This window comes from Paraburkholderia acidicola (assembly GCF_002362315.1).
GTDB classification, from domain to species: domain Bacteria; phylum Pseudomonadota; class Gammaproteobacteria; order Burkholderiales; family Burkholderiaceae; genus Paraburkholderia; species Paraburkholderia acidicola.
The window spans coordinates 1-24,732 of the sequence record NZ_MTZV01000001.1 but is presented as its reverse complement, the minus strand read 5'-3'; the positions used below and the strand labels follow the sequence as shown (position 1 = coordinate 24,732).

The 24,732-nt window shown below is 67.9% G+C and carries 2 protein-coding genes (1 of these 2 only partly in view); both read right to left on the bottom strand.

What is annotated here, in order from left to right; translation table 11 throughout:
- Positions 1–7,940: the 5' end (the start) of an SDR family NAD(P)-dependent oxidoreductase gene (locus tag BWP39_RS32040; RefSeq protein ID WP_096716360.1), read on the bottom strand. Its footprint begins 12,907 nt before the window's first position; the window shows 7,940 of its 20,847 coding nt (coding positions 1–7,940); the start codon lies at positions 7,938–7,940; its stop codon lies off the left edge, out of view.
- Positions 7,937–24,721, bottom strand: a complete 16,785-nt coding sequence (locus BWP39_RS00005; RefSeq protein WP_207556499.1) for an SDR family NAD(P)-dependent oxidoreductase — start codon at positions 24,719–24,721, stop codon at positions 7,937–7,939. Before BWP39_RS00005 ends, BWP39_RS32040 begins: the two co-directional genes overlap by 4 nt.
- Positions 24,722–24,732: the final 11 nt, after the last annotated feature.

Genomic DNA, 24,732 nt, shown 5'->3' with positions numbered 1-24,732 from the left:
GGTGTGCCGGCCTGTGTTAACTCAAGCGGCTGCACCCGCAGACGCTGCAAGCCTTGTTCATTGGCCAGCAGGCTGCGTGGCTCGGCCTCACTCAGGCTGAGGTCCAGCAACTGCGCCCACACCGCCCAATCGACGGAATCCCCTGCTGCGCGCAAGACCGTCGCGGCCTTGCAGCCGGGTAGCGCCAGTCCCAGCGAACGCTCGAGACCAATCCATGCTTCCAGCTGGCTGCGTTCGAGTTCGTCGGCGTATTCGCCGCCGAGCACCAGGCGCGCGGGCCGCGTCGTCATGTCGCCCAACGCCTGGACGAGGCCCACCGGCACCGCCTCGGCAAGACGCAGGCCAGCTTCTTCCAGCGGCCACAGATAGGCGAGCGCATCGATCGTCGCGCCGGCCTGCTCCGCCGCAAGCAGCGCAGCGGTCCAGCCCCGCCGCTCGCGCGGATCCAGCGGCTGGTCCTGCCCGGCCTGGCTACGACTCAGGAAGATCACCTGCAGTTCGGGGCAGCGCTGCGCCAGCGCCTCACGCAAAGCCTGTTGATGCCGGGTTTGCGACAGACAGCACAGCAGGGTCCGTGGCCGCGCGGCGGCGAGCGGCTGTGGCTGCGGTTGATACTGCTGCCAGGATTCTTCGAAGAACAACGCCGGTTCCGCTTGCCGATCGGCTGGCGCAACAGCAGCCGCAGTGACCACAGGCTTCAGCCAGTAGCGCTCATCGGCGAACGGATAACCAGGCAGACTGATGCGCCGGCGCCCGGCGCCTGTCTGCAGACGCGTCCAGTCGATCTCCAGCCCTTTGACCCACACATCCAGCAGCCTGGCGTGCTTGCCTTTGTGCCACCAGTTCTCCACCACCCCGGCCAGTTCCTCGTCGCCGGTGAAGGCGGCCAGCGCCTCTTTTTGCGCCTTGCCGCGCGCGCCCTGAATCACCTCACCGCTGGCTGCATCGTCGAGCCATGCTCGCAGGCGCTGGGCCAGCTCGGCCTTGCCCTGCACGATCAGGCCGAGGCGCACCTCCATCGCGTCGCGCCCCACCTGCAGGGTATAGGCGAGATCCCTGAGATCCACCGCGGCATCGTCGGCGTGCGCTGCGGCGAAATCGGCCAGCCGCGCCGCCGCTTCGCGCAGGCGCGCGCCGTTCTTCGCGGACAAGGGCACCAGCACCGGGCCTTGCCCCGGCTCGGCTGCGGCCGGCGCCCGCGCCGGATACTCCTCGATCACCACATGGGCATTGACGCCGCCAAAACCGAACGAACTGACGCCCGCGCGGCGCGGTTGTGGCTGACCTTGCGCATCGAGCGGCGCCTGCCACGGACGATTTTCCTGCACCAGATAAAACGGGCTGCCTTCGAGCTGCACATAGGGATTGACCTCCTCGCCGTGCAGGCTGCGCACGAGCGTGCGATGCCTGAGCTGGAGCAACACCTTGATGATGCCCGCCACGCCGGCGGCCAGTTCCAGATGGCCGATATTGGTCTTGATCGAACCGAGGCCGCAGTGCGCCTGCGCCGGGGTATCGGCGCCGACGCGCTGATAGAGATCCTTGAAGGCACTTTTGAGCGCATTGACCTCGATCGGGTCGCCCAGCTCGGTACCCGTGCCGTGGGCTTCGATGTAGCCGAGCTGGCGCGGATCGATGCCGGCTCTCGCGTAGGCGGCCTTGAGCAGGGCGGCCTGGGCCTTCGGGTTAGGCGCAGTCAGCGAGGTCGCGCGGCCGCCGTGGTTTTCTGCGCTACCGATGATCACACCGTGAATCGTGTCGCCGTCGCGCTCGGCGGCGGCCAGGTTCTTGAGGAACAGCACGCCCACGCCTTCACCGCGCACATAGCCATTGGCTTTGGCGGAGAAGGTCTGGCACCGCCCGTCCACCGACAGCATGCCGGCCTTGCTGAAGGCGATGTGCGCCTCCGGCGTGGCGATGGTATTGATGCCGCCGGCCAGCACGGACTCGCACGCGCCGCTTTCGATGGCCTGCACCGCACGATGCACCGCCACGAGGGAACTGGAACACGCGGTCTCGATCGGCTCGCTGGGGCCGTGCAGGTCCAGGAAATAGCTCACCCGGCTCGGGCCGATCGAGGCCACTGAACTCGTCGAGTTATAGGCATCCTGGCTGCGCCCCGCCTGCACGACGAGGCTGCCGTAGCTGCCCACCGCCGTGCCCACGAACAATCCGGTGTCGCTGCCGGCGAGCGATTGCGGCGCATAGCCGGCATCTTCGATGGCGAGCCAGGCATAGGTGAGCAACAACCGCTGCTGCGGATCCATCAATTCGGCTTCGCGCGGTGAGATGCCGAAGAACAACGGATCGAAGCGATCCACGCCATCGATGAAGCCGCCCCAACGCACCCGCGCCCGCACCGCTTCGGATTCTCCGGCGGGCAGGCAGTTGCGCCAGTCCCAGCGGCTCGCTGGCACCTCGCTGATGGCGTCGACGCCCTGCTCCAGCAGTTGCCATAGCGCATCCACGCCATCGGCGCCGGGAAAGTTACCGCTCATGCCGACGATGGCTACGCCACGGCGCGGCGCGGACTCCGGCGTCGCGGGCACTGGCACTGGCACTGGCACTGGCGCTGGCGTCGTGCGGCTTGCTGCCTGCGGCATGGGAAGCTCCGGTGTGGGTAGGGCTGGCGCGGAAGATGACTCGTGAAGCGGGTCGTGGGGCCGGTCGATAGGCGTTGCGGAAAGCGCGTCCGATGGTGGCGCGTGAAGCACCCCGGCCACGGGCACAGCCATGCCCAGGCTGACGATCAAGGCGTCCTGGTGCTCTTCGGCCAGATAGGCCGCAAGGCCGGCGATATCCGGGTATTCGAAAAAGATCGTCGGAATCAGCTCGAGGCCGAATTGCTTGTTGATCCGGTTGGAGAGGCTCGTGAAGGTGATCGAGTCGAAACCGTAGTCGCTCAGGTCGTCCTCGATGTCGATCTGTTCCAGCTCCAGTTTCAGCAGCTCGCTGACCAGCTGGCGCAGGCTGCGCGACACCCGCGCAACCAGTTCGCCCAGATCGACCCCAGCGGGCGCAACTGATGCGGGCGGTGTGGACACTGCGGCGACTGCCTTCGACTCGACAGCAACAGCAGCTGTGGCAGCAGCCGCCACGGCCGGCGCCGGCACGCCAAGCAGCTTCTGACGCATGCGTTCAGCCAGCCCTTCCATCACCGCCACCTGCGGCAATCCGCTGACGAGCGCGCGGGCGAACGCGGCGAAGCCGCTCTGCGTGCGCATCGCGACCATGCCGGTGTTGGCGAGCATCATCTCCTCGGTTGCCGCCTCCATGCCCATGCCGCCGTCGCGCCACAGCGGCCAGTTCACCGAGAGGGAGCGCCCGCACCCGCCCTGGGCCTGCCGGTAAGCCGCGTAGGCATCCATGAAGCCATTGGCGCTCGCGTAGTCGACCTGGCCTAAATTGCCGAAAATCGCCGCGCTGGAGGAGAACATCACGAAGAAATCCAGCGCCAGTCCGCGGGTAGCCCGATCCAGATGCGCCGTGCCCAGCAGCTTGGGAGCCAGCACCTGTTCGAAGCTCGCGCGGTCCTTTTTGAGGATGTAGCTGTCGCGCAATACGCCCGCGATATGCAGGACACCGTCGAGGCGTCCGTGTTCAGCCGTGATGCGTGCGACCAGGGCCTCCACCGCCTCGCGCCTGGCCACGTCGACCTGTTCGTAGACGTACTGCACGCCCTGTTCCCGCAGCGCGTCGAGGCGCGCGCGGCGGCCGGCCGCCAGCGCCGAGCGGCCCGTCAGCACGAGCGTGGCGCCCGGCGCGCGGCGAGTGATTTCCTCGGCGAACAGCAGGCCGAGTTCGCCCGCCCCGCCGTTGAGCAGATACACCCCGTCCTGCCGCCAGGGCAGCGGCGCCGGCGTGGCCTCGGCGAGCAGTTCCTGCAGACACCATGTTTCGCGACGCCCGTCGTGGTAGCGCACGAGCGCATCGAATGGTTGGGCGGCATTCTCGTCGAGCCTTGCCTGCAAGCTCGCCCGGTCTTCGTTCCCTTCGAGAATCAGCAACTGGCCCAGCAGCTTGCGGCTTTCCTGCGCGGCGCTGCGCAGCAGGCCAGACAGGCCCGCCAGCAACAGCTCGACGCCGTGCCCCGCGATCGCGACCTGCCAGAGGCAGGTCTCGCGGTGCTTCTCTTCGAGCCACGATTTCAGCCGCTCGAAGACCTGGGCATACAGGGCGACGCAGGCTTCTTCGGGCTGCGCTGCTCGCGCCTCGAGCGATTCACCGAGGCCGGCCGCCTGCCAGCCTGGCTGCGAGTCGATCGATACGAGCAACACGCGACGCTTGAGCGCGGGATCAGGCAGGGCCATCGCGAGCGGCGCGGCTCGCCAGGCGGGAGTGCTGAGCATCAGGCTGGGGGTTGCCAGAGCCGGAGCCGAGGCCGGTGCCTCCAGCACGCGCGAGGAGAACCCCAGCATGCGTACGCAGAGACGGCCCTGCGCATCGCAGAGTTCGATGTCGAATTTCTCTACGCCACCCCGGGCACCCTTGCTGCGGATCCAGGCCCAGACACGCTCCCCGCACGCGCGATGGATTTCCAGCGTCTCCAGTGCAAACGGCAGCATCGCCTGGGCGCTATCCGCGCGCGAGCCGAGCAGGTACAGGCCAAGCGTGGCCTGGAAGGCCGCATCCAGCAGACTCGGGTGCAGCACATAAGCGTGTGCGTCCACCTGCACAGCCGCAGGCAAACAGAGTTCGGCCAGCAGTTCGCCCTCGCCGATCGCCGCCTGCACGAAACCGCGGTGGGCCGGCCCATAGGCGATACCCATCGCCGCATAGGCCTCGTAGAAAGTCGCGGCCTCGACGGTTCCGTGTTGCATACGCGCGCGCAACTGCGTCAAATCCAGATCGGCACACGCTGCGGGTGCCACCGCGCTCACGAGGCCCTGGCTGTGGCTTGCGCCATCGGCGGCCAGCGCTTCATAGCGCCAGACGCCCTCCTGTTGCGACTGCAGGCGCAGATCCACCACCACGCCCTCAGCACCGGCTTCGACGGGACGCGCCCAGACCACGTTACGCAAACCACGGACCACGGTGCCGCCCGCAGCGAGACTCGCCGCCGCGCGCGCCATTTCCAGGTAGGCCACGCCGGGAAAAATGCGCCGGCCGCCGACCTGGTGATCGCGAAAAAAACTCTCCTCACCGCTGAAGCGACTGCGAAAACCGACCCCGTCGGCGACATCGCTGCGCTGCTGAGCCAGCGGATGCAGCCGGGGGTTGGCTGCCACTTCCCGAGCCGGTCTCGGCCGCAGGCTTTGCGGATCGATCCAGTAGCGCTCGGTGGCAAAGGGGTAGACCGGCAAGCCGATGCGGCGCGCGCCCTGCGTGCCCGGCAGTTGCCGCCACGCCACCTCGTGCCCGCCGACCCAGGCAGGCAAGAGATGCGACCATTCCTGCGCCCGAACCCAGGCGAGTCTCTGCGCCTCGTCCGGCTGGGCCGGCAGCGAGCGGCCGCGCCGCGCGCGACCGTGCCATAACTCGACTGCTTCGCCATCACCGAGAAAGCAGCGCAGACCCGCGGCGACCTGTGAGAGATCGGCGGCCACAAAAGCGAGGCGCTCCTGCATTGCCTCGCGTCCGGTCTGCAGGGTATGGGCGAGGTCGGCCAGCGACAGCCCGGTAGTGACAGACGCAACGGGGAAATGCGCGGACAGCACGCTGCCATGCTCGCGCAGCAGACTTTCCACCAGTTGCTGCACACTGCCCTGATCAAGAAAATCCTTGAGCGACCAGGACAGGCGCAGGCGCTCCTGCACCCGCTCATACCAGCGCGTGCGATGCAGAACGTCCACGCCGAGATCGATCAAGGCCTCATGTGCATCGATCGCCGACGAATCAACGCCGACGATAGCGGCCAGTTCGTGGGTCAACCAGGTGCTCAGCCCAGCCGCCGGGGTAGCCACACCGCCATCACCATCGCCTTCGACGACCTCCAGCAAGGCTTGCGCCATCGCCCGCAAGCGGTCTTCATTGCGCGCGGACAGCACGATGGCCTGGGGCTGCACAGATGCCGACGGCGTCGATGCGTGTGCCGGTGCCTCGAATTGCTCAACCAGCAGATGTGCGTTCGCGCCGCCGGCACCGAAAGAAGACACCGAGGCAATCCGCGGATAGCTGCGCGCCTCGCCGTCCAAGCTCAAATGCGGTTGCGCCCAGGGGCCGAGCGAGCGCTGCACGACGAAAGGCGTGCCGTCGAAATCGATATTCGGATTCAGTTCCTCGGCGTGCAGGCTCGGCACCAGTTCGCCATGACGCATCTGCAACAGCACCTTGGTCAGACCGGCGATGCCCGCGGCGGCCTCCAGATGGCCCAGGTTCGACTTGGCCGACCCCAGCGCGCAGAAGCCGCGATCCTGGGTATGCGGGGCAAAGGCTTGGGCGAGACCGCTGATTTCGATCGGGTCGCCCAAGGCCGTGCCAGTACCGTGCGCCTCCACGTAGCTGATCGTGCGCGGATGGATGCCGGCCTTGCGCAAACTTTCGGCGATCAGCTCCGCTTGCGCCAGCGGATTGGGCACCGTGAAACCATTGGTGCGCCCGCCGTGGTTGACGCTGGTGGCGCGGATCACGCCATGAATGCGATCGCCGTCGGCGAGCGCCGCGGCCAGCGGCTTGAGCACGACCACACCCACGCCCTCGCCCGGCACGTAACCGTCGCCGCCCGCGCCGAAGCTGCGGCAACGTCCGTCGGTGGAGAGCATTTTGCCGGTGGCGAGGCCCACATAGCTGGCCGGATGCACGCACAGGTTCACCCCGCCGGCCAGCGCCATCACGCAGTCGCCGCGATGGAGAGCCGCGCAGGCTTCGTGGATCGCTGTCAGCGAGGAGGAACACATGGTGTCCACCGGCAGGCTGGGGCCGCGCAGGTCGAGCGCATAGGACACACGATTGGGAATCGAGCTGAAGGCCGGCTGCGAGAACACCGTGCTGCCTTCGTGCCAGGCCTCGACGCTGAGCAGGCCGAAGCCGTTGCGGGTAACGCCGGCGAAGACGCCCACGCGGCTGCCGCAGCGGGCGGCGAGGCTGTCGCGGGTGTAGCCGGCGTCTTCCAGCGCGTGCCAGGAGGTCTGCAGGAACAGGCGCTCCTGCGGGTCCATGCCCATGGCTTCCAGTGGCGAGATATTGAAGAACAGCGGATCGAAGTCGGCGAAGCCCTCGAGGAAGCCGCCCCATTTGGCGTAGCTGCGTCCGCTCGCGATCGCGCGGTCCGGGTCGGGCTCGAAGAAGTCGTCGAGCGGCCAGCGCTCGGCGGGCACTTCGACGATGCTGTCGCGCCCTTCGCGCAGATTGCGCCAGAACGCGTCGAGGTCGGCGGCCTGCGGGTAGCGGCCGCTCAGGCCGATGATCGCGATCGGGGGCCAGGCGGTGGTGTCGGTGGGGGGCGTTGCTGATGCTGTTTCAGCAGTGGGCGCAGTCGCAGTCGCAGTTGTGCGCGTAGTTGCATCCGCAGTCGTAGTTGCGTTCGCAGTCGCAACTGTGGGCAACGTCGCAGTTGCTGGCGAAGTTGCAGGCGCGTCCGCAATCGTAGTTGCGGGCACCGTCGTAATCGCAGAAAGGTTCAGCCAAGCGCGACAGTTCTCCGCATACTGCTGCCACAAGAAACCGGCCAGGCTATCAAGGCTGCGGTGTTCAAAGAACAGCGTCTTGGACAGACCGTCGAAGTGCACACCCAGCTCGCGGTTCATCCCGGCGATCACGATCGAATCGATGCCGTAGGACGCGAGCGGCTCCAGCGTATCGATGGTTTCGAGGGCGATTTTGGACAAGCCCGCATACAGTGCCGCCAGCTTCTGCGCCACCGCCTCGCGTGCGTTGGACACCGGCGCGGCGCCGCTACCGGACGGCTTGTCCTGCAGTTCGCGCAGGCGCTGCAGCGCCTCAGCCTTGCTCATCTGGCCAGCGGCGACTTGACGGTAAATCCCTGCAACTTGATCGGTCATGACTGTTCCTGACTCAGCGCCAGACGCACGGCTTCGTCGGTGCTGATCTGTCGGTGGATGAGCTGGTCCAGCAAGGCGCTGTGCCGGCTCTGCTCGTCTTGATGGGCGGCCTGCATGGGCAGGCTCGCGCGGATTTCGGGCTGGGCCTTTCGGGCGGACCGGGGCCAGTAGCGCTCGCGCGCGAAGGGATAGGTGGGCAGATGCGCGCGGCGCGGTAGCGCACCGCTGTAAAGCGCGCCCCAATCCACCTCCAGGCCCTGGGTCCACAGCCGCAGCAATTTGTCGTGGCGACCCTGGGCCATCCAGCCGCGCACCGTCTCGCGCTGCTCTTCCTCGTTGTCGAAGAGTGCTGCCGCCTCACTGTCGTGACGCGCCCGGCCGCGATACAGCCAGGCGCCGGCGCGGCCGCCCAGGAAGTCGTCGAGGCGTTGCGCCAGTTCCTGGTAGTCGGCAACCACGAACGCGACGCGCTCTTCCATCGCGTCGCGGCCGCGCTGCAAGGTGTAGATCAGATCGGCGAACCCGGGCCGCGACTCGTCCCGGATGAAGGCGGCGAGGCGCGCCGCCTGCTCCAGCAGACGCGCCGGTTGTTTCGCCGACAGCACGAACAGGTGCGGGCCGCCCGCATCGGCGGTAGGTGCAGCCTCGGTCGCATACTCCTCCAGCAGCACATGCGCGTTGACGCCACCGAAACCAAATGAACTGACCCCGGCGCGGCGCGGCAAGGACCGGCCGGAGGCGTCCTGGCGCGCAGGCCAGGGCTGGGTCTGCTGCACCAGATAGAAGGGACTATCGCCCAGACGGATGTAGGGATTGGGCTCCTGGCTATGCAGGCTCTTCGCGAGCGTGCGGTGGCGCAGTTGCAGCACCACCTTGATGACCCCGGCCACCCCCGCTGCCAGTTCCAGATGGCCGATGTTGGTCTTGACCGAACCCAGCCCACAGATGGCCGGCTCCTGCTCCGGGCCGCCCGTCTCGATGCGCAGTTCCTCGAATGCCGCCTTCAGCCCGTTGATCTCGATCGGGTCTCCAAGCTCGGTGCCCGTGCCGTGCGTTTCGATGTAGCCCACGCTGGCCGGATCGATACCGGCATCGCGGATCGCGGCCTTGATCAGCTCGGCCTGGGCTTTGGGATTCGGCGCGGTCAGGGAGCTGGCGCGGCCGCCGTGGTTTTCGGCTGTCCCGCGGATCACCGCGTGGATCGCATCGCCGTCGCGTTCGGCGGCGGCCAGATCCTTGAGCAGCAGCATGCCGACACCTTCGCCGCGGCCATAACCATCGGCGTGGCGAGAGAAGGTCTTGCAGCGTCCGTCGGGGCTGAGCATGCCGGCCTTGTCGAAGCTGATATGCACTTCGGGCAGCACGATGGTGTTGATGCCGCCGGCGAGCGCGGTCTCGCAATCGCCGTGGCGGATGGCGCGCACCGCGCGATGGATCGCCACCAGCGCGCTGGAGCACGCGGTTTCCACCGGTTCGCTAGGGCCATGCACATCCAGCAGATAACTGAGGCGGTTCGGTCCCACCGAGGCAACCGAGCCGGTGGAGCTATGTCCGTCCAGGCCCATCGCGGCCTGTTCGATCAGGCTGCTGTAACCGCTGGGCGCGGTGCCTGCAAAGATCGCGGTGCGTCCGCCCGCGAGGCTGGAGGGCGCATAACCGGCATCCTCGATCGCCGCCCAGGCGTGCGTCAGCAACAGGCGCTGCTGCGGGTCCATCAGTTCGGCTTCGCGCGGCGTGATACCGAAGAACAGCGGATCGAATTCGGCCACACCTTCGATAAAGCCGGCCTGCTTGACCGTGGTCTGCCTGCCACCGTCGGCGGCGTCGCCGTAGTACTCGCGCCAGTCCCAGCGGTCGGCGGGGATGTCCTCGATGCAATCGCGACCTTCGGCAAGAACCTGCCAGAACGCTGCCAGATCAGGGGCGCCGGGGAAACGGCCGCTCATGCCGATGATCGCCACGGCGCCACGGGCTGCATCGGACCGGGTCGGCGGCTGCATGGCAGCTGTCGCCGGAGCGGCTGCTGGCACTGGTGCCGGGATTGGCACCACGACGGATTCCGCGGCGGCCGCCTGCGCAACCGCCGGGCCATCCGGGAAAGCGCGTGCGAGCGCTGCCGGGAAGCTCTCCAGCAGATGTGCCGTCAGCTTGGCGATGGTCGGATATTCGAACAGCACCGTAGGCACCAGTTCGAGATCGAACTGGCGGTTCAACCGGTGAGTGAGTTCGGTAAAGGTGATCGAATCGAACCCGTAATCGCTGAGTTCTTCGCGCGGGTCCAGGTCCTGCGCCTGCAGCTCCAGGATGGCCGCCGCGCTGTCGAGCAGGAACTGGCGCGTGCGGTCCTTCAGCGCGCGACCTGCAACCTGCGTTGCGACGGGTTCCGAAGCTACGGCCGGCGCCGCGCGCAGACGCTGCATCCATGCGCGCAGGCGCGTGTGTTCGCCGGCGCCCACCAGCAGTTGCGCGTGCCCACTGGCAATGCTGCGATACAGCGCGCTCATGCCCTCGTCCCGCTCCAGCGCGCGCATGCCGTTGCTGGCTTCGATCGCTGCGCGCAAGGTGTCGCTGATGCGCATGCCGCCGTCGGCCCACAGGGGCCAATCGATCGCCACGGTCTGACCGCGGCGACCACCCACTGCCACCTGCCGGTTGCGCCATCCTGCATAGGCGTCGAGGAAGGCGTTAGCGGCGGCGTAGTCTGCCTGGCCTGGGTTGCCCAGGGCACCCGCGCCGGCGGCGAACAACACGAACAGGTCCAGGTCCAGTGCCTGGGTGGCCTGATCGAGGTGCACGGTGCCGGCCACCTTGGGCGCCAGCACCGCTGCGATCTGCGCTGGCGTTTTGCCGGGCAGATAGCTGTCGCGCAGCACGCCCGCGCTGTGCACGATGCCGTGCAAGGCGCCGAAGCGGTCCACGATTTCGGCGACGATTGCCTGGACTTGCGCGGCGTCGCTCACATCGGCCTGGCGATACACCAGCCCGCCAGCCGCCGCGCCCGTGCGCGCAAGCCACTGTGCCGCGTCCGCATCGGGTGCGGCGCGGCCGCACAGCACCACCGTCGCGCCGGGTGCCTGAGCCAGGATTTCGGTGGCAAGCAGGCGGCCCAGACCGCCGAGGCCACCAGTGAGCAGATACACGCCGCGCTCGCGCCAGGGCAGCGCGGGCACATCGGCCGCGTGCGCCACCTCGTCCCAGGCCGGTGCGAGGCGCACGCCGTCCTGGTAACGCAGGTGGGCCTGCGCGGGTTGTCGGGCGTTGTCCTGGAGCAGGCCTGCCAGACCAACCGGAGCGGCATCGAACTCCAGCAGTTGGGTGGACAGGCGCGGGAATTCCAGCGTCGCCGTGCGCAGCAGGCCCGACAAACCCGATAACAACTCCGCCTGGCCGCGGCTCGGCACGACGACCTGCAACAGGCAAGGCTGCGCCGCCTGCGTCTGCGCCTTGACCAGGTCGAACAACTCGCCCAGCACGCGCCCATACCACCGCGCTGGACTCTCCTGCGCGCTGTCGATGTGGAGGTGCGCGAGCAGGGAGCCATCGGCGGGATCGTCGAACAACCGGTCCGCGCGGTCCGATATCAGCACGCTGCGCCGTACCGGCGTCGCGCCGCCGTCGGCCAGTGCCGCAGACGGCTGCCAGTCGCGGCGCCACAGCAGGGCACCGTCGCCGGCGCCGACGGACGCGGGCGCTTCGGCGGGACGGAAGGCAAAACCAGACAGGCGAGCGATCAGGCCACCCTGCTCGTCCAGCAGATCGATATCGTATTTGCGCAGGGCCTCGCCGGGACGGGTTCCCTGCGCATAGCGCACCCAGGCCCACAACCGCTGGCCGGTCGCCGCCCGGACTTCCAGGCGCTCCAGCGCAAACGGCACGTACGCGCCGCGCGCACTCCCTGTACTCAAGCCCAGAGTGGCCTGCAAGGCCGCGTCGAGCAGGCCCGGATGCAGACGATACGCGCCGCTGTCCTGCACGGCCGCACGATCCAGCACCAGCCGCGCCAGCGCCTCGTCCCTGCCGATATGCAGACGCTCGATCGCGCGGTGGCTGGGGCCGTAGTGGATGCCCACGGCGTCGAAGGCGGCATAGCATTCGGCGTGCTCGACGCTTTGCGCGTCCATGCGCGCCAGCAGCGCGCCGAGGTCCTGCTGTCCAGGCTCGCTGGCCTCGTCGATAGCCACCATGCCATGGCAGTGCAACTGCCCGGCCGCGGAGATCTCGAAGCGCAAGCGGCTCAGGCTCTCTCCCTGCGCCCGCAGTTCGAGGCTCACGTCTACCGAGGCCATCGGTTGCAGCGGGCGGCTCCACACCACCGCGCTCAGACGCAGCGCATCGGTGCCGAGTACGCGGGCGGCGGCGGCGGCGGCCATTTCCAGATACGCCGCGCCGGGCAAGGTGGGACGGCCCAGAATCTGGTGGTCGCGGAAAAATGCCTCCTCGCCGGTGAAGCGGGCGTTGAAGCGGGAGCCGGACTCGATGTCGACCTGCTCGTGCAGCAACGGATGCGCCGGTGTGCGCCTCGTGACTGTGGATGCGACCGTTGGCGCGGGCGTGGGCGCGGCCACCGTCCCATCCACCCAGTAACGGTCTCTCGCAAACGGATAACTGGGCAGGCGGATGCGGCGCACGGCATGAGCGGCGGCTGGCCACGCAATCTTTTCGCCACTGGCCCAGCCTCTGGCCAACGCCGCCAGGTCCGCAGGAATCGAGGCGTCGATGCTATCTGTCAGCAAGGTGCCATCGGCAAGACCGTGCACGCCAGCGCTGTCACTGGCACTTCCGTCGGCATAGGCCTGCAACTGCGCGAGCACGGTCTGCACGTCGCGCGCCACCACGCACCAGCGCCGCTTCAGCGCGATGCGCCCGTACTGCAAGGTATGCGCGAGGTCGCCCAGGGTGACGGCTTCGCGCTCCAGAAACTGCGCCAGCTTGCCGGCATAAGCGCGCAGGCGCGGCTCGCTGGCCGCCGACAACGGCAGCAGATACCAGCCCGGCCCCTGCACCGCAGACACAACGGCGGGCACGGCGGCCGGCTCGACATATTCCTTGAGCACCAGATGCACATTGGTGCCGCTGTGGCCGAAGCTGTTGAGCGCGGCCATGCGCGGACGCCCAGGTTCTGCGGGCCACTCGCGGCTGGCCGTCGGGATGAAGAACGGCGATTCCTGCCATTCGATCAGCGGGTTCAGTTCGCGGAAATGCAACAGACCAGGCGTGCGGCCGTCCCTGAAACTCAACAGCAGCTTGATCAGGCCGATCACACCCGAGGCGGCTGCGGTATGGCCGACATGCGCCTTGGCGCTGCCGACCGCGCAATAGCGCTCGTCCTGCGTATGGACGCGGAAGGCGCGCTGCAAGGCATTGGCCTCGACCGGGTCGCCAAGGCGCGTACCGGTGCCATGCGCCTCGACATAGCCGATGCGGCGCGGATCGATGCCGAACTTGCGCCAGGTTTCCAGCAGCAGCCGTTCCTGCGCCATGCCGTTGGGCGCGGTGATGCCGTTGCTGGCGCCGTCCTGATTGATGCCGTTGGCAACGATGGTGGCGTAGATCGGATCGCCGTCGCGCACGGCATCGTCGAGGCGCTTGAGCACCACCATGCCGACCGCTTCAGAGAACACTGTGCCGTCGGCGGCGGCATCGAAGCTGTGACAGCGTCCGCTGGCCGACAGCATGTCCAGCTGGGCGAGGCTGACGAGGCCCGTTTCGTTGAGCACGGCGAACACGCCGCCAGCGAGCGCCAGTTCGCTCTCGCCGTGGCGCAGGCTTTCACACGCGAGGTGAAGCGCCGTGGCCGACGAGGAGCAGCCGGTGTTGACCACGAGCGCCGGCCCCTTGAGATTGAGGAAATAGGCCAGCCGCGCCGCGATGATGGCATCGGACGAACCGGTGAAGGTCTCGTGAAAATAGCCGGCGGGCTCTGCACCGACGAAGCTGCCGACGTTGCGCTCGGCAAGGCTCTTCGGATCGTAGCCGGCGTCCTCGAGCGCCTTCCAGCTCTCGAGCAACACGAGGCGCTGGTGCGGGCTCATCGACTTCGCTTCGCGCGGGGAGATGCTGAAGAACTGCGGATCAAAGCAGGCACGCTCGGCGAGCGTGCCGCCCCACTGGTAGTAGGCCTGGCTCGCCCCGTCCTTGCGCGAGCGGTCCATGTAGTCGATGGGCAGCTCGGTGACGCCGTCCACGCCGTGCATCAGGTTGTGCCAGAAGCCTTCGATGTCGGTGGCGCCTGGCACCTGGGCCGACATGCCGATCACGGCGATTTCGATGGGTGTGGTGTCGGTTTCGCGGTGCCTGGTCGGGACAGTGTCGAACTGCCCGGAACGCCCGGGCGCGTCAGCCGGTTCCTGTTTCGATGCAGTGACATAGGCGGCCGGTGCAGCGACGGGCTGTGCCGCGACGGCGGCAGTTGATGCAGCGACAGCGGATGCGAGAACAGCGGCGGCTGGTGCGGTGATACCGGATGCCGATGCAGCGACGGTCGGTGCAGTGACGGCGGCTGTCAGAACAGCGGCGGCAGGTGCAGTGCCGGCGGATGTCAAGGCACTGGCGTTCGGTGCAGCAACAGCAATTGCCGTCAGGGCGACAGTCGCTTCGCTGCGGTAGCGCTGCAGGATGTGCGCGGTCAGGCGCTCGAGCGAACTGTGCTCGAACAGAATCGTGGTGTTGAGTTCAATGCCCAGACGGTCGTTGAGCTGCTTGACGAGACCCACACCCAGGATGGAATCGACGCCGTAATCGGAGAACGCCATCTGCGGATCGACCTGCGCCGCATCCAGTTTCAGCGTGCGGCAGAGCGCTTCCAGCAGTACGCGCGCCACGCCAGCGTCGATCGCGACCGGCGCGGCCATCGCAACCGCTACCTCATCGGCGACGGCGGCCGCCACCGGCGCAGTCACCGATGCCGCCGAAGCCATCGTTGCCACCGTTGCTGCCGAAGCAACTACAGACACCCCAGCTCCGCCCGAAGACTGCCGAACCCGCCCATCGCTCTGAGCGACGATCAATTGCTGACCGAGCTCATGCTGCCCTTCCAGCAGGAAGCCGATCTCGCCAAAGCCTTCGCCGTGCAGCACACGCTGCCAGCTCAGCGGACTCAGCGCCGGACTGGCCGGCAGCCGCACGGCCTCGTCGCGATAGCGCCACCAGCCTTCCAGCAAGCCAAAGCTCAGATGGGTGAACAGCGACTGACCAGCGATTTCGTTCAGTAGCAGCACCCCGCCGCTGCGCAAGGCTGCCTTCGCATTGCGCAAGGCAGTCCGGATATCGCCGGTGGCGTGCAGCACATTGGCGGCGACCACCACGTCGAAATGATCGGCGGGCACACCCTGCCCGGCCAGCGGCTGCTCCACGTCGAAGAGCCGTGTGACCAGAGCGGGGAAATCGGTGGCGAAGCGCTCCTGCGCCTGGATCAAAAAAGCCCGCGAGACATCGGTGAAGCTGTATTCCGCGATCTGCGTGCGCCAGGGCTGCAAGGCCGCCAGCAGACCGACGCTGGTGCCGCCGGTGCCGGCGCCGACCTCGAGGATGCGCAGCTTCGTCTGCGGGTCGTGCGCGAGGCGCTCACGTACGTAGGCCGAGACCCATTGCTGAAGCTGGCCGTTGAACAGATCCGCGACCGGATTGCCGCGGTAGATCGCCTCGACCAGCGCCAGCGAGGATTGCGGGAACAGCACCTCGGTCGCAGGGCGCTGTCCGCTCAGGATCTCGGGCAGCGCCTGCAGGCAATGCTGCAGCAGCTCCAGTTCGGGCGCGCTGCCATCGCGGCGGCGATGTGTCTGCGCATAGGCCGTCCACTCGCGCCATAACGCATCGGCCGTAGCTGAGGGAGGGAGTGCTTCGGCGAGCACGCGCCGGCTCTCGGCCAGCCAGCGATGGTAAAGCGGCAGGACCGGACGATCGCCTAACGCATCGAGCTGACGTGCGAGCAATCCCTTGACGAGGCGCTCCAGATGCGGGTCAGCGAATAGCAGATCCGCGCGTTCCGGCGCGGCCGGAACCGAGGCTGTATCGAGGACTATCTGCGCGGTCAGCGCGGGAATCTCGCGGGCATACTGGCGCACCGTGTCGCCCGACACGCCGGCGCGCGTCTTGATGAAGCCCAGTTGCGGTAACGGCGTGCGCAGCAGCGTGTCGAGTGCCGCCATACCTTCAGCCGGCTCGATCGAGCCCACGCCAGCCTTGCGCATGCGCGCCTGGTAATCGGCATGTTTGACGATGCCGACGCTGCCCCAGTAGCCCCAGTTGATGGTCTTCACCGGGCAGGACCACAGCTGGCCCAGGCGGCGCGCATATGCATCGGTGAACACGCAGCCGGCGGCATAGTTGCTCTGCCCCGCCGCGCGTCCGAAAGACATCATCGAAGAGAAGAACAGCACGAAGTCCAGCGCCGCGCCGCCGAATACGCGCGACACCAGGACGGCCGTATCGACCTTGGCCGCCAGCGCGCCGGCGAACTCCGCTTCCTGCATGGATGCAAGACCCTGGTCGGCCAGCACCAGAGCCGAATGCACGATGCCGTGCAGACGCGGATACGCCGCGCCGATCTCGACGCTCGCGCGGCGCAAGGCAGCCTCGTCACAGGCATCGGCCTGGATATAGCGCGGGGCCGGTCCCAGTTTCGCCAGCGCATCGATGCGCTGCTGGATCTGCGGGTTCATCGCGCTGCGCCCCAACCAGATCAGCTGCGCCTGGTAGCGCTCGATCATGTGCCGGCTCCATACCTCGCCGAGACCACCCGCACCGCCGATCACCAGATACACGCCACCCTGCCGGTAAGGCAGCGGCGTCGGCGTAAGATCGGGACGATACGCCAGCAGGCTCTGGCGGAACCACTCGCCGCGACGTCGGCACCAGGCGGCGCCATCGTCGGCATAGGGCAGACGGCGCCACAACGGCCAGTCGATCGCCTCGTCCGATGCCGCGTCGACGACGCGCAGGCGCCAGTGCGGATATTCGCGCGCCATCGCCCCAGCGAGGCCATGCACGCCGGCATGGGCAGGCCGCAGCGGGCTGCCGTCGCCGATGTCCACGGCCTGGGTGGTGACGATGGTCCAGACCAGATCGCGCAAACCGTAGCCGGCGGCGAGCAGCGCCTTGACCAGGCGGAACAGGCGCAGCACGCCTTGTTGCTGCGCCTCGATCAGCATCGAATCATGAGCGCCGGCGTCGAGCGCATCGGGGGCCACGAACAGTACTTCGCCGATGACGCCTGCTGCACCGAGTTGCGCAGCGAGGGCTTCGACGCTGGCGTCCGGCGGCACCACGATCGGTTGCTGGGTTGCGCCGTTGGCACGCCACGCGTCCAGCGCCCGATCGTCGCCGCAGAACAGGACCTGTCCTGCGGGCGACACGGCTTCGAGCAGTTCGGGATAGGCCGCGTCCCACACGGGCAGCAGCAGTTGTGCCGATTCGGGTGCTTCACCCGGCTCAGCGATGGCAAAAGCGCGCTGATCCACCTGCACCGGCGCCGCAGGCGCCTCGCCTATCCAGCAGCGTTGACTGGCAAACGGATAGCCCGGCAGGCTGATGCGCTGCGGCTGCCTGCCGGCATGCAACAGGCGCCAGTCCATCTCCAGACCGTTGACCCACATCCTGAGCATCAACGCGTATTTCTTCCTGGCCACCCATGAGGCCACGGTGCTGTCCATATCGTCGTCGGCACTCAGCAGAGCCAGGCTGTTTCTGCCGGCCTTGAACTGCCCTTGATAGAGCTCCGCCACGCCGTCCTGTCCCGCGAGGAAATCCTGCAGACGCTCCCGCAACTGTGCAAACGAGGCCGCGACGAAACCGAGCCGGTGCTCCATCGGCTCGCGTCCGACTTGCAACGTATAGGCCAGATCGCGCAGGCGCACCGCCGGGCCGTCGGCCGACGCCACCGGACGACCGGTCTCAGCCAGCAAAACCTCGGCCAGTTGCGCCGCCGAGGTGGCGCGCAACACGCTGGCCAGCACCGTGGGCGACACCTCCTCGAGAGCCGCCGCCAGGCGGTTCCTGGCCAGGGTGTCGAGGCCGTAGTTCTCGAAGCTTTCTTCGGCGCTGATCTCCTGTACATCGACGCCCAGCAGGTCGGCGAGCACGAGGCGTATGCGCTGTTCCAGCGCGACGCGCTCATCGGGGGCAGCAACGCTCGTCGCCGTGTCCAGCCCGCGGCGCTCGAGATAAGCCAGCAGCGCGCGGGCGCGTTCGCGCAGCGAGGTCTCGTTCCGCGCTGACAGCACGATCAGCGCAGGTTCGTCGTCGGCGACCGCGTTAATGTGCGGGGTGTATTCCTGCACCAGAACATGCGCATTGACGCCACCGAAGCCAAACGAGCTGACTCCGGCCATGCGCGGCGCCGGCCGACCGGCGGCGTCGCGCCCCTCCGGCCAGGGACGGTTTTCACGCACCAGATAAAACGGGCTGCCTTCCAGTTCGATATACGGATTGATCTGTTCGCAATGCAGGCTGGCCACGAGCGTCCGGTGCCGCAATTGCAGAACCAGTTTCAGCAAACCGGCGACCCCCGCGGACAACTCCAGGTGGCCGATATTGGTCTTCACCGAGCCCAGCCCGCACCAGCCGCTGCGCCCTTCGTGCCCCAGCGCCTTGAAGGCGCTTTTCAGTCCATTGATTTCGATCGGATCGCCGAGCTTCGTACCGGTACCGTGCGCTTCGATATAGCCGACCTGCTCGACCGCGATGCCGGCCTTGCGATACGCGCGCTCGATCAGCTCGGCTTGCGCCGCGGGATTCGGTGAAGTCAGCGTGTTGGCACGGCCGCCGTGGTTGACCGCGCTGGCGCGGATCACCGCGTGAATGCAGTCGCCATCGGCGCGGGCCGCGGACAGGCGCTTGAGCACCAGCATGCCGACGCCCTCGCCGCGCACGTAACCGTCTGCCTCGCTGGAAAAGGTCTTGCAGCGACCGTCCTTGCTCAGCATGCCGGCCTTGCTGAAGCCGATGTGCGAGGTCGGCGAGAGAATCGCCATCACTCCACCGACCACCGCCAGGCCGCAATCGCCGGCCTTGATCGCCTGCACTGCGCGGTGCACCGCGACCAGCGACGATGAGCAGGCCGTATCGATGAATTCGCTGGGGCCGTGCCAGTTCATGTAGTGGCTCATGCGCGCCGGCGCCATCGACGGCAGCAGACCCATCAGGGTGTGCCCCTCCACGCCGCCGTCGGCCGCCACTACCCGCTGGCCGTAATCGCTGCCGCCCAACCCGACGAACACGCCGGTATCGCTGCCGGACAACGCCTGACGCGTGTAGCCCGCATCCTCCAGCGCTTGCCACACATAGCTCATCAACAGGCGCTGATGCGGATCCATCGCCTCGGCCTCGCGCGGCGAGATACCGAAGAACAGCGGATCGAAATCGGCGACCCCGTCGATGAAGCCCCCCCATTTCGCATCGGTCCGGTTCGGCTCGCGCAGGGGATCGCCGTAGATCTCACGCCAGTCCCAGCGGTCGGCCGGAATCTCGCTGATGCAGTCGCGACCGGCCAGCAGATTGTCCCAGTAGTGGTCGAGGTCCTCGGCCATCGGCAGGCGTCCGCTCATGCCGATGATCGCGATGTCGTCTGTGTCTGCGGCCGGGGCGGTCGTCGGGTCGGGGGTGGCCGGGATCGCTGCGGCGACAGGCGCCGACTCGAGGGCCGGCGATACTGCCGCGATGACAGGCGCGGGCTGAATGACCGGTGGCGCTACCGCGGCGGCGACCGGACGGTCCGGCACCAGCGCACCGAGGCGCTCGACGTGCTCGTCCAGCAGATGCTCGACAAAGCGATTGACCGAGGCATGCTCGAAGAAGATCGCCGGCGTCAGGTTCAACCGCAGTTCCTGATTGAGGCGGTTGGCCAGATTGGTCAAGCTGATCGAGTCGAAGCCGAAGGCGTTGAACTCTTCGTCCAGGTCGACCTGTCCTGCCGCTACCCCCAGCAATTGGGTGACGAGGCCCAGCACGACGCCGCGCAGGCGCGCGCCCAGGGCCTCGGTGTCGATGGAGGAAACGGCAGCGCTAGCCATGGAAGCAGCCTTATACGAGGACGGAGATGCGGAAAGCGCCGCACTGATGCGCGCCGCCGGCGCCGGCGCGGACGCCTCTGGTGTGATGGTGGGCACTGTCGCAGCGGTGGCGAGCGCCGCCGGCGTGGTGGCAGGCGCGGAGGCCGGGACCTGGGCCGGGGCCGAGACAACGACCTGCGTATGACCGCAGGCGAGCGCCTCGTAAAAACAGGCCAACCCCTGCGCGCTGGACAGCGCGCGCGGAAGCAACGCATCGGGCACCCCGGCGAGCGCGGCCGCTTCCGGCCGCATGCCGCCTTCCGCCCACAACGGCCATGCAATGGAAAGGCTGCGTCCGCGGCGCTCGCCGCGTGCCACGCCGGCATGGCGCCACGCTGCGAATTCGTCCAGAAACGCATTGGCTACGGCGTAATCGCTCTGGCCCACGCTGCCCAGCGCCGATACCGACGAAAACAACACGAAGAAATCCAGGTCGAGCTGACGCGTCGCCTGATCCAGGATCAGGGTTCCCGCCAGCTTGGGCGCCAGTACCGCCTGCGCCTGCTGCTGGGTTTTGTTCAACAGCAGACCGTCGCGCAGAACGCCTGCCGCGTGCAGCACGCCGCGCAGTTGCCCCAGTTCCTGCGCCGCCTGCACTGCAGCCGCGACCGCCGCGGCATCGGTGACGTCGCTCTGACGATAGATCACCCGCGTGCCGTCCTGGCGCAGGCGCTCCATCCAGGCCTCCTGCGCGGGGGCGAGCGCCGAGCGTCCCAGCAGGACGATGCCGGCTCCTTCGCAACGTGCTGCGATCTCCTGCGCGAACACGCGCGCGAGACCGCCAGCCCCACCGGTGATCAGATAGACGCCGCCCTGCCGCCACGGCTGCGGCGTTGAGGCCGGAGCCGCGATCGCCAGGGCCTGGAGGATCTTGCGCTGGCGCCGGTTCTGCCAATAGCGGACATGGGCGTCGGCGTTCTGCCGGCGCTCTTCGCGCAGCAGGACGGACAGCGCCTGGGCGGAGATATCCGGGTCCACCGTGATCAACTGCGCACTGACGCCCGGATGCTCGAGGCGCAGGCAATGCACCAGCCCGGAAAGTGCCGCCAGACAGGCCAGGTCGCCGTCGATCGGGATGACGATCTGCAGCAGACAGCGTCCGCGCGGCTTTTCCCGCACGAAGGTCTGCACGCGAGACAGCAGACGCAAGGCGTAATCCTGGACGCTGTCGAGACCTGGGCCCGAGCGCACGCGCTCGATACGCTCGACAGTCGATTCGGGTTCTAGTCCGTGTGCTGGCACTGCGCACAGCAGCAGAAGGCGCTGTGCGTAGGCGGGCTCGGTGGCGTCGGCATCGAGGGGTGCGTCCGTCCATTGCGGCAGTTGCAACGGCAATGGCAATGGCAACTCGGCCGGCTTCGGCGCCGACGTGGCGAGGCGGGCCAGGCCACGCAGGCGCACGCAGACCTGACCTTCTTCATCGCACAGATCCACATCCATGCGCTGCACCTTGTCGCCCACACCGGCGCCCTGGGCATACCGCACCCAGACCCACATCTGTTGCTGGCAAGGTGCCAGCAGTTGCAGGGCTTTCAGCTCAAAGGGCAGTGAGCCGCCCTGTTCCGCCCCAGCGACGCCGGCCGCGGCGCGCATTGCATCGATGCTGATAAAGGCCGCCTGCACGGCAGCGTCGAGCATGCCCGGATGCAGGCCGTAGCGATCGGCGCCGCTGCGCGCGGCCATCGGCAAGACCAGCCTGGCGAGGCCTTGTCCGTCACCGAGCCACAACTGCTCCATAGCCCGAAAGGCCGGCCCGTAGTGCGCGCCGCTTTGTTCGAAACCGCGGTAACAGGCTTCTGCATCGAGATGCGGCCGGTTGATCCGCTCGCGCAGCGCGTCGAGTTCCAGCCGCGCCGCCTCGACTGTCTGGACCGGGATCGCCCGGCCCTGGCTGTGTACGATCGGTTCGCCCGCGCCATCGGGATGGCTATAGATTTCGAAACTCGCTGCGCCATCGGCTTGCGGCCGCAGAGCCACATGAACGTCCAGTGCAGCATCCACACCGATCGGACGAATCCACACTACGTCGCGCAACTCGACCGAAACCAGTGGCGCGGCCGCAGCGAGGATCAACGCCGCGCGGGCCATTTCCAGATGGGCCACGCCAGGCAAGACACGGTGGCCGCCCATGACGTGATCGGCCAGGAAAAATTCCTTGCCGCTGAATCGCGAGCTGTAGCGTTGCCCGGCGAAGTCGGAGGTATTGCGATGTAGCAAGGGATGCAGCACGGCCGCGTGCGCGGCTGGCGCCGAACGAGCCTCCGCACGCTGCCAGCGCTGCTGCGCGAAGGGATAGGTGGGCAGACTGACGCGGCGCGCCGACCAGGGCGCCGCCGCCTGCAGGACCGCCCAGTCCACCTGCTCGCCCTGTCGCCAGGCGGCGGCGAGGGCGTGGGCGTCGCGCTGCAGTTGCCAGCCATCCGTGGGCACTGCGAGGATCGCCGGGGCTGCGGCCGTGGCATCCGTCGTCACTGCGAGGGCCGCTGAGGCTGCGGCCGTGGCATCCGTCGACACTGCGAGGGCCGCCGGGGCTGCGGCCGTGGCATCCGTCGACGCTGCGAGGGCCGTCGGGGCTGCGGCAGTGGCATCCGTTGTCACGGCGGAGCCGGCATAGCTATCCAGCGCCGCCAGCAACTGGCCGACATCCGCAGCGACGAAGGCACAACGCGCCTTCATCGCCCGACGGCCTGTCTGCAGGGTGTAGGCGACGTCCGCGAGGGATAGCCCGGCCGCTTGCGGACTGCGCAGAAAATCGGCGAGACGGCGGGCATACACGGGCAAGCGTTCCGCCTGCGTCGCCGACAACGGCAGGACCTGCAGCATGCCGGGCGCCGGTTCGTGCTGCGTTCGTGTGGCCGGCTGCAGATAAGCCTCGAGGATGGCGTGGGTGTTGGTGCCACCGATACCGAAGGCGCTCAGGCCAGCCAGCCGCGGACCGGGCGGCCAGGGCTGCAGCCGTTCGGCAACGTAAAACGGCGAAGCGGCGAAATCGATCGCCGGGTTGGGTTGCTGGTAATGCAGCGTCGGCGGAATCTCGCCGTGTTCCAGACTCAGCGCCAGCTTGATGCAGCCCGCCAGCCCCGCCGCCGTGTCCAGGTGGCCCAGGTTGCTCTTGACCGAGCCGATCGCGCAGTACTGCCGCGCGTCCGTGTGACGCCGGTAGGTTTCGCTCAGTGCAGTGACTTCGATCGGGTCGCCCAGCCGCGTACCGGTGCCGTGGGCTTCCACGTAGCCGATCTGCGCCGGATCGATGCGCGCCTGGCGCAGCGCCTGTTCGATCACCGCCGACTGGCCGCGCACGCTCGGTGCATAGAAGCCGGCCTTGTCCGCGCCGTCGTTGTTCACCGCCACGCCGCGCAGCAGCGCGTAGATATGGTCGCCGTCGGCCACCGCGTCGCGGGCGCGCTTGAGCAGGATCACGGCCACACCTTCGCCGGCCACGAGGCCGTCGGCGCGTGCGTCGAAGGTCTTGCAATGGCCATCGCTGGCGAAATTCAGGCCGGGTTCGTAGCGGTAGCCCAGGCTGTCCTCGGCAAACAGGCTGGCCGCGCCGACGAGGGCCGTCCGTACTTCACCGCTCCGCAGACTCTGCGCGGCAGCGTGCACGCCCACGAGAGACGACGAGCAATTGGCGTGGACGGCATAGCTCGGGCCTTGCAGTCCGAGCTGATACGAAACCATGGTGGCGACGGTGCCGGGCTGCGCCAGCAGCCAGTCGACGTAATCGTCGGAGTTGCCAGGAGCACCCTCTTCCATCGGCTCGGCTACGCGCAGCGGGCCGCCCGTCGCCATGAATACGGCCGTGTCGGGGATTGCTTCGGGCGTGTAGCCAGCATCCTCGATCGCGGCCCACGCGTGCTGCAGCAGCAGGCGGAATGGCGGGTCCATCCGGCCCGCGGTGCGCGGCGACAGGTTGAAGAATTCGGCGTCGAACCAGGCCTTGCCCTCGATGCCGTACTGCACCGGCACGTACTGCGGATCGGCGATCAGCCGCTCCGGTACGCCCGCGGCGCGTAGCGCTTCGGCGCTGAACACCTTCGCGCTGTCGCGACCTGTGCGCAGGTTCTCCCAGAACGCGCGATGGTCTTCGGCACCGGGGAAGTGGCATGCCATGCCGATGATCGCCAGGGTGTCTGCGGCAATTCCTGTTTCGGGTTCAGCTTCGGTTGAACCGGGCTCCAACGACACGGGCCGTTGCGCGACCGGTTCCAGCTCCACCTCCGGTGCTGCCGAAGCCGCCGATGCTGTGGACGTCGGACGCCGTCCCTCCAGGTAGGCCGCCTGCGCCGCTACACTCGCATGCGCAAACACCTGCGCCACCGCGAACGCCTGACCAAACTCCGCCTCGATCCGCTCTGCGAGCAGCACCGCCGACACCGAGTTGCCGCCCGCCTCCAGGAACCGTTCCTCCCGCCCTACCGCCGTCCGCTCCAGCACCTGCGCCCACACCCCCTGCAGACGCAACTCCAGTTGCGCACGCAGTCCCTCTATCCGCACCCCTTGCACCAGTGCCGCGTCGACGCCCTGGGCCTGCTCTAGCTCCTGTTCCCGCTCCGGCAGCGCCCGCGCGCGCAGCGCCTGACGGTCCACCTTCCCGTTCGGCGTCTGCGGCAACGCTGCCGTGCCCAGCCAGATCGCCGGCTGCATATACCCCGGTACCCGCTCTCCCAGCCACCCCTGCAGGGCCCGCACCTGCTCCGACTCCAGCCATCCGTCGCCCTGCGTCTGCTCCACCGGCACACACC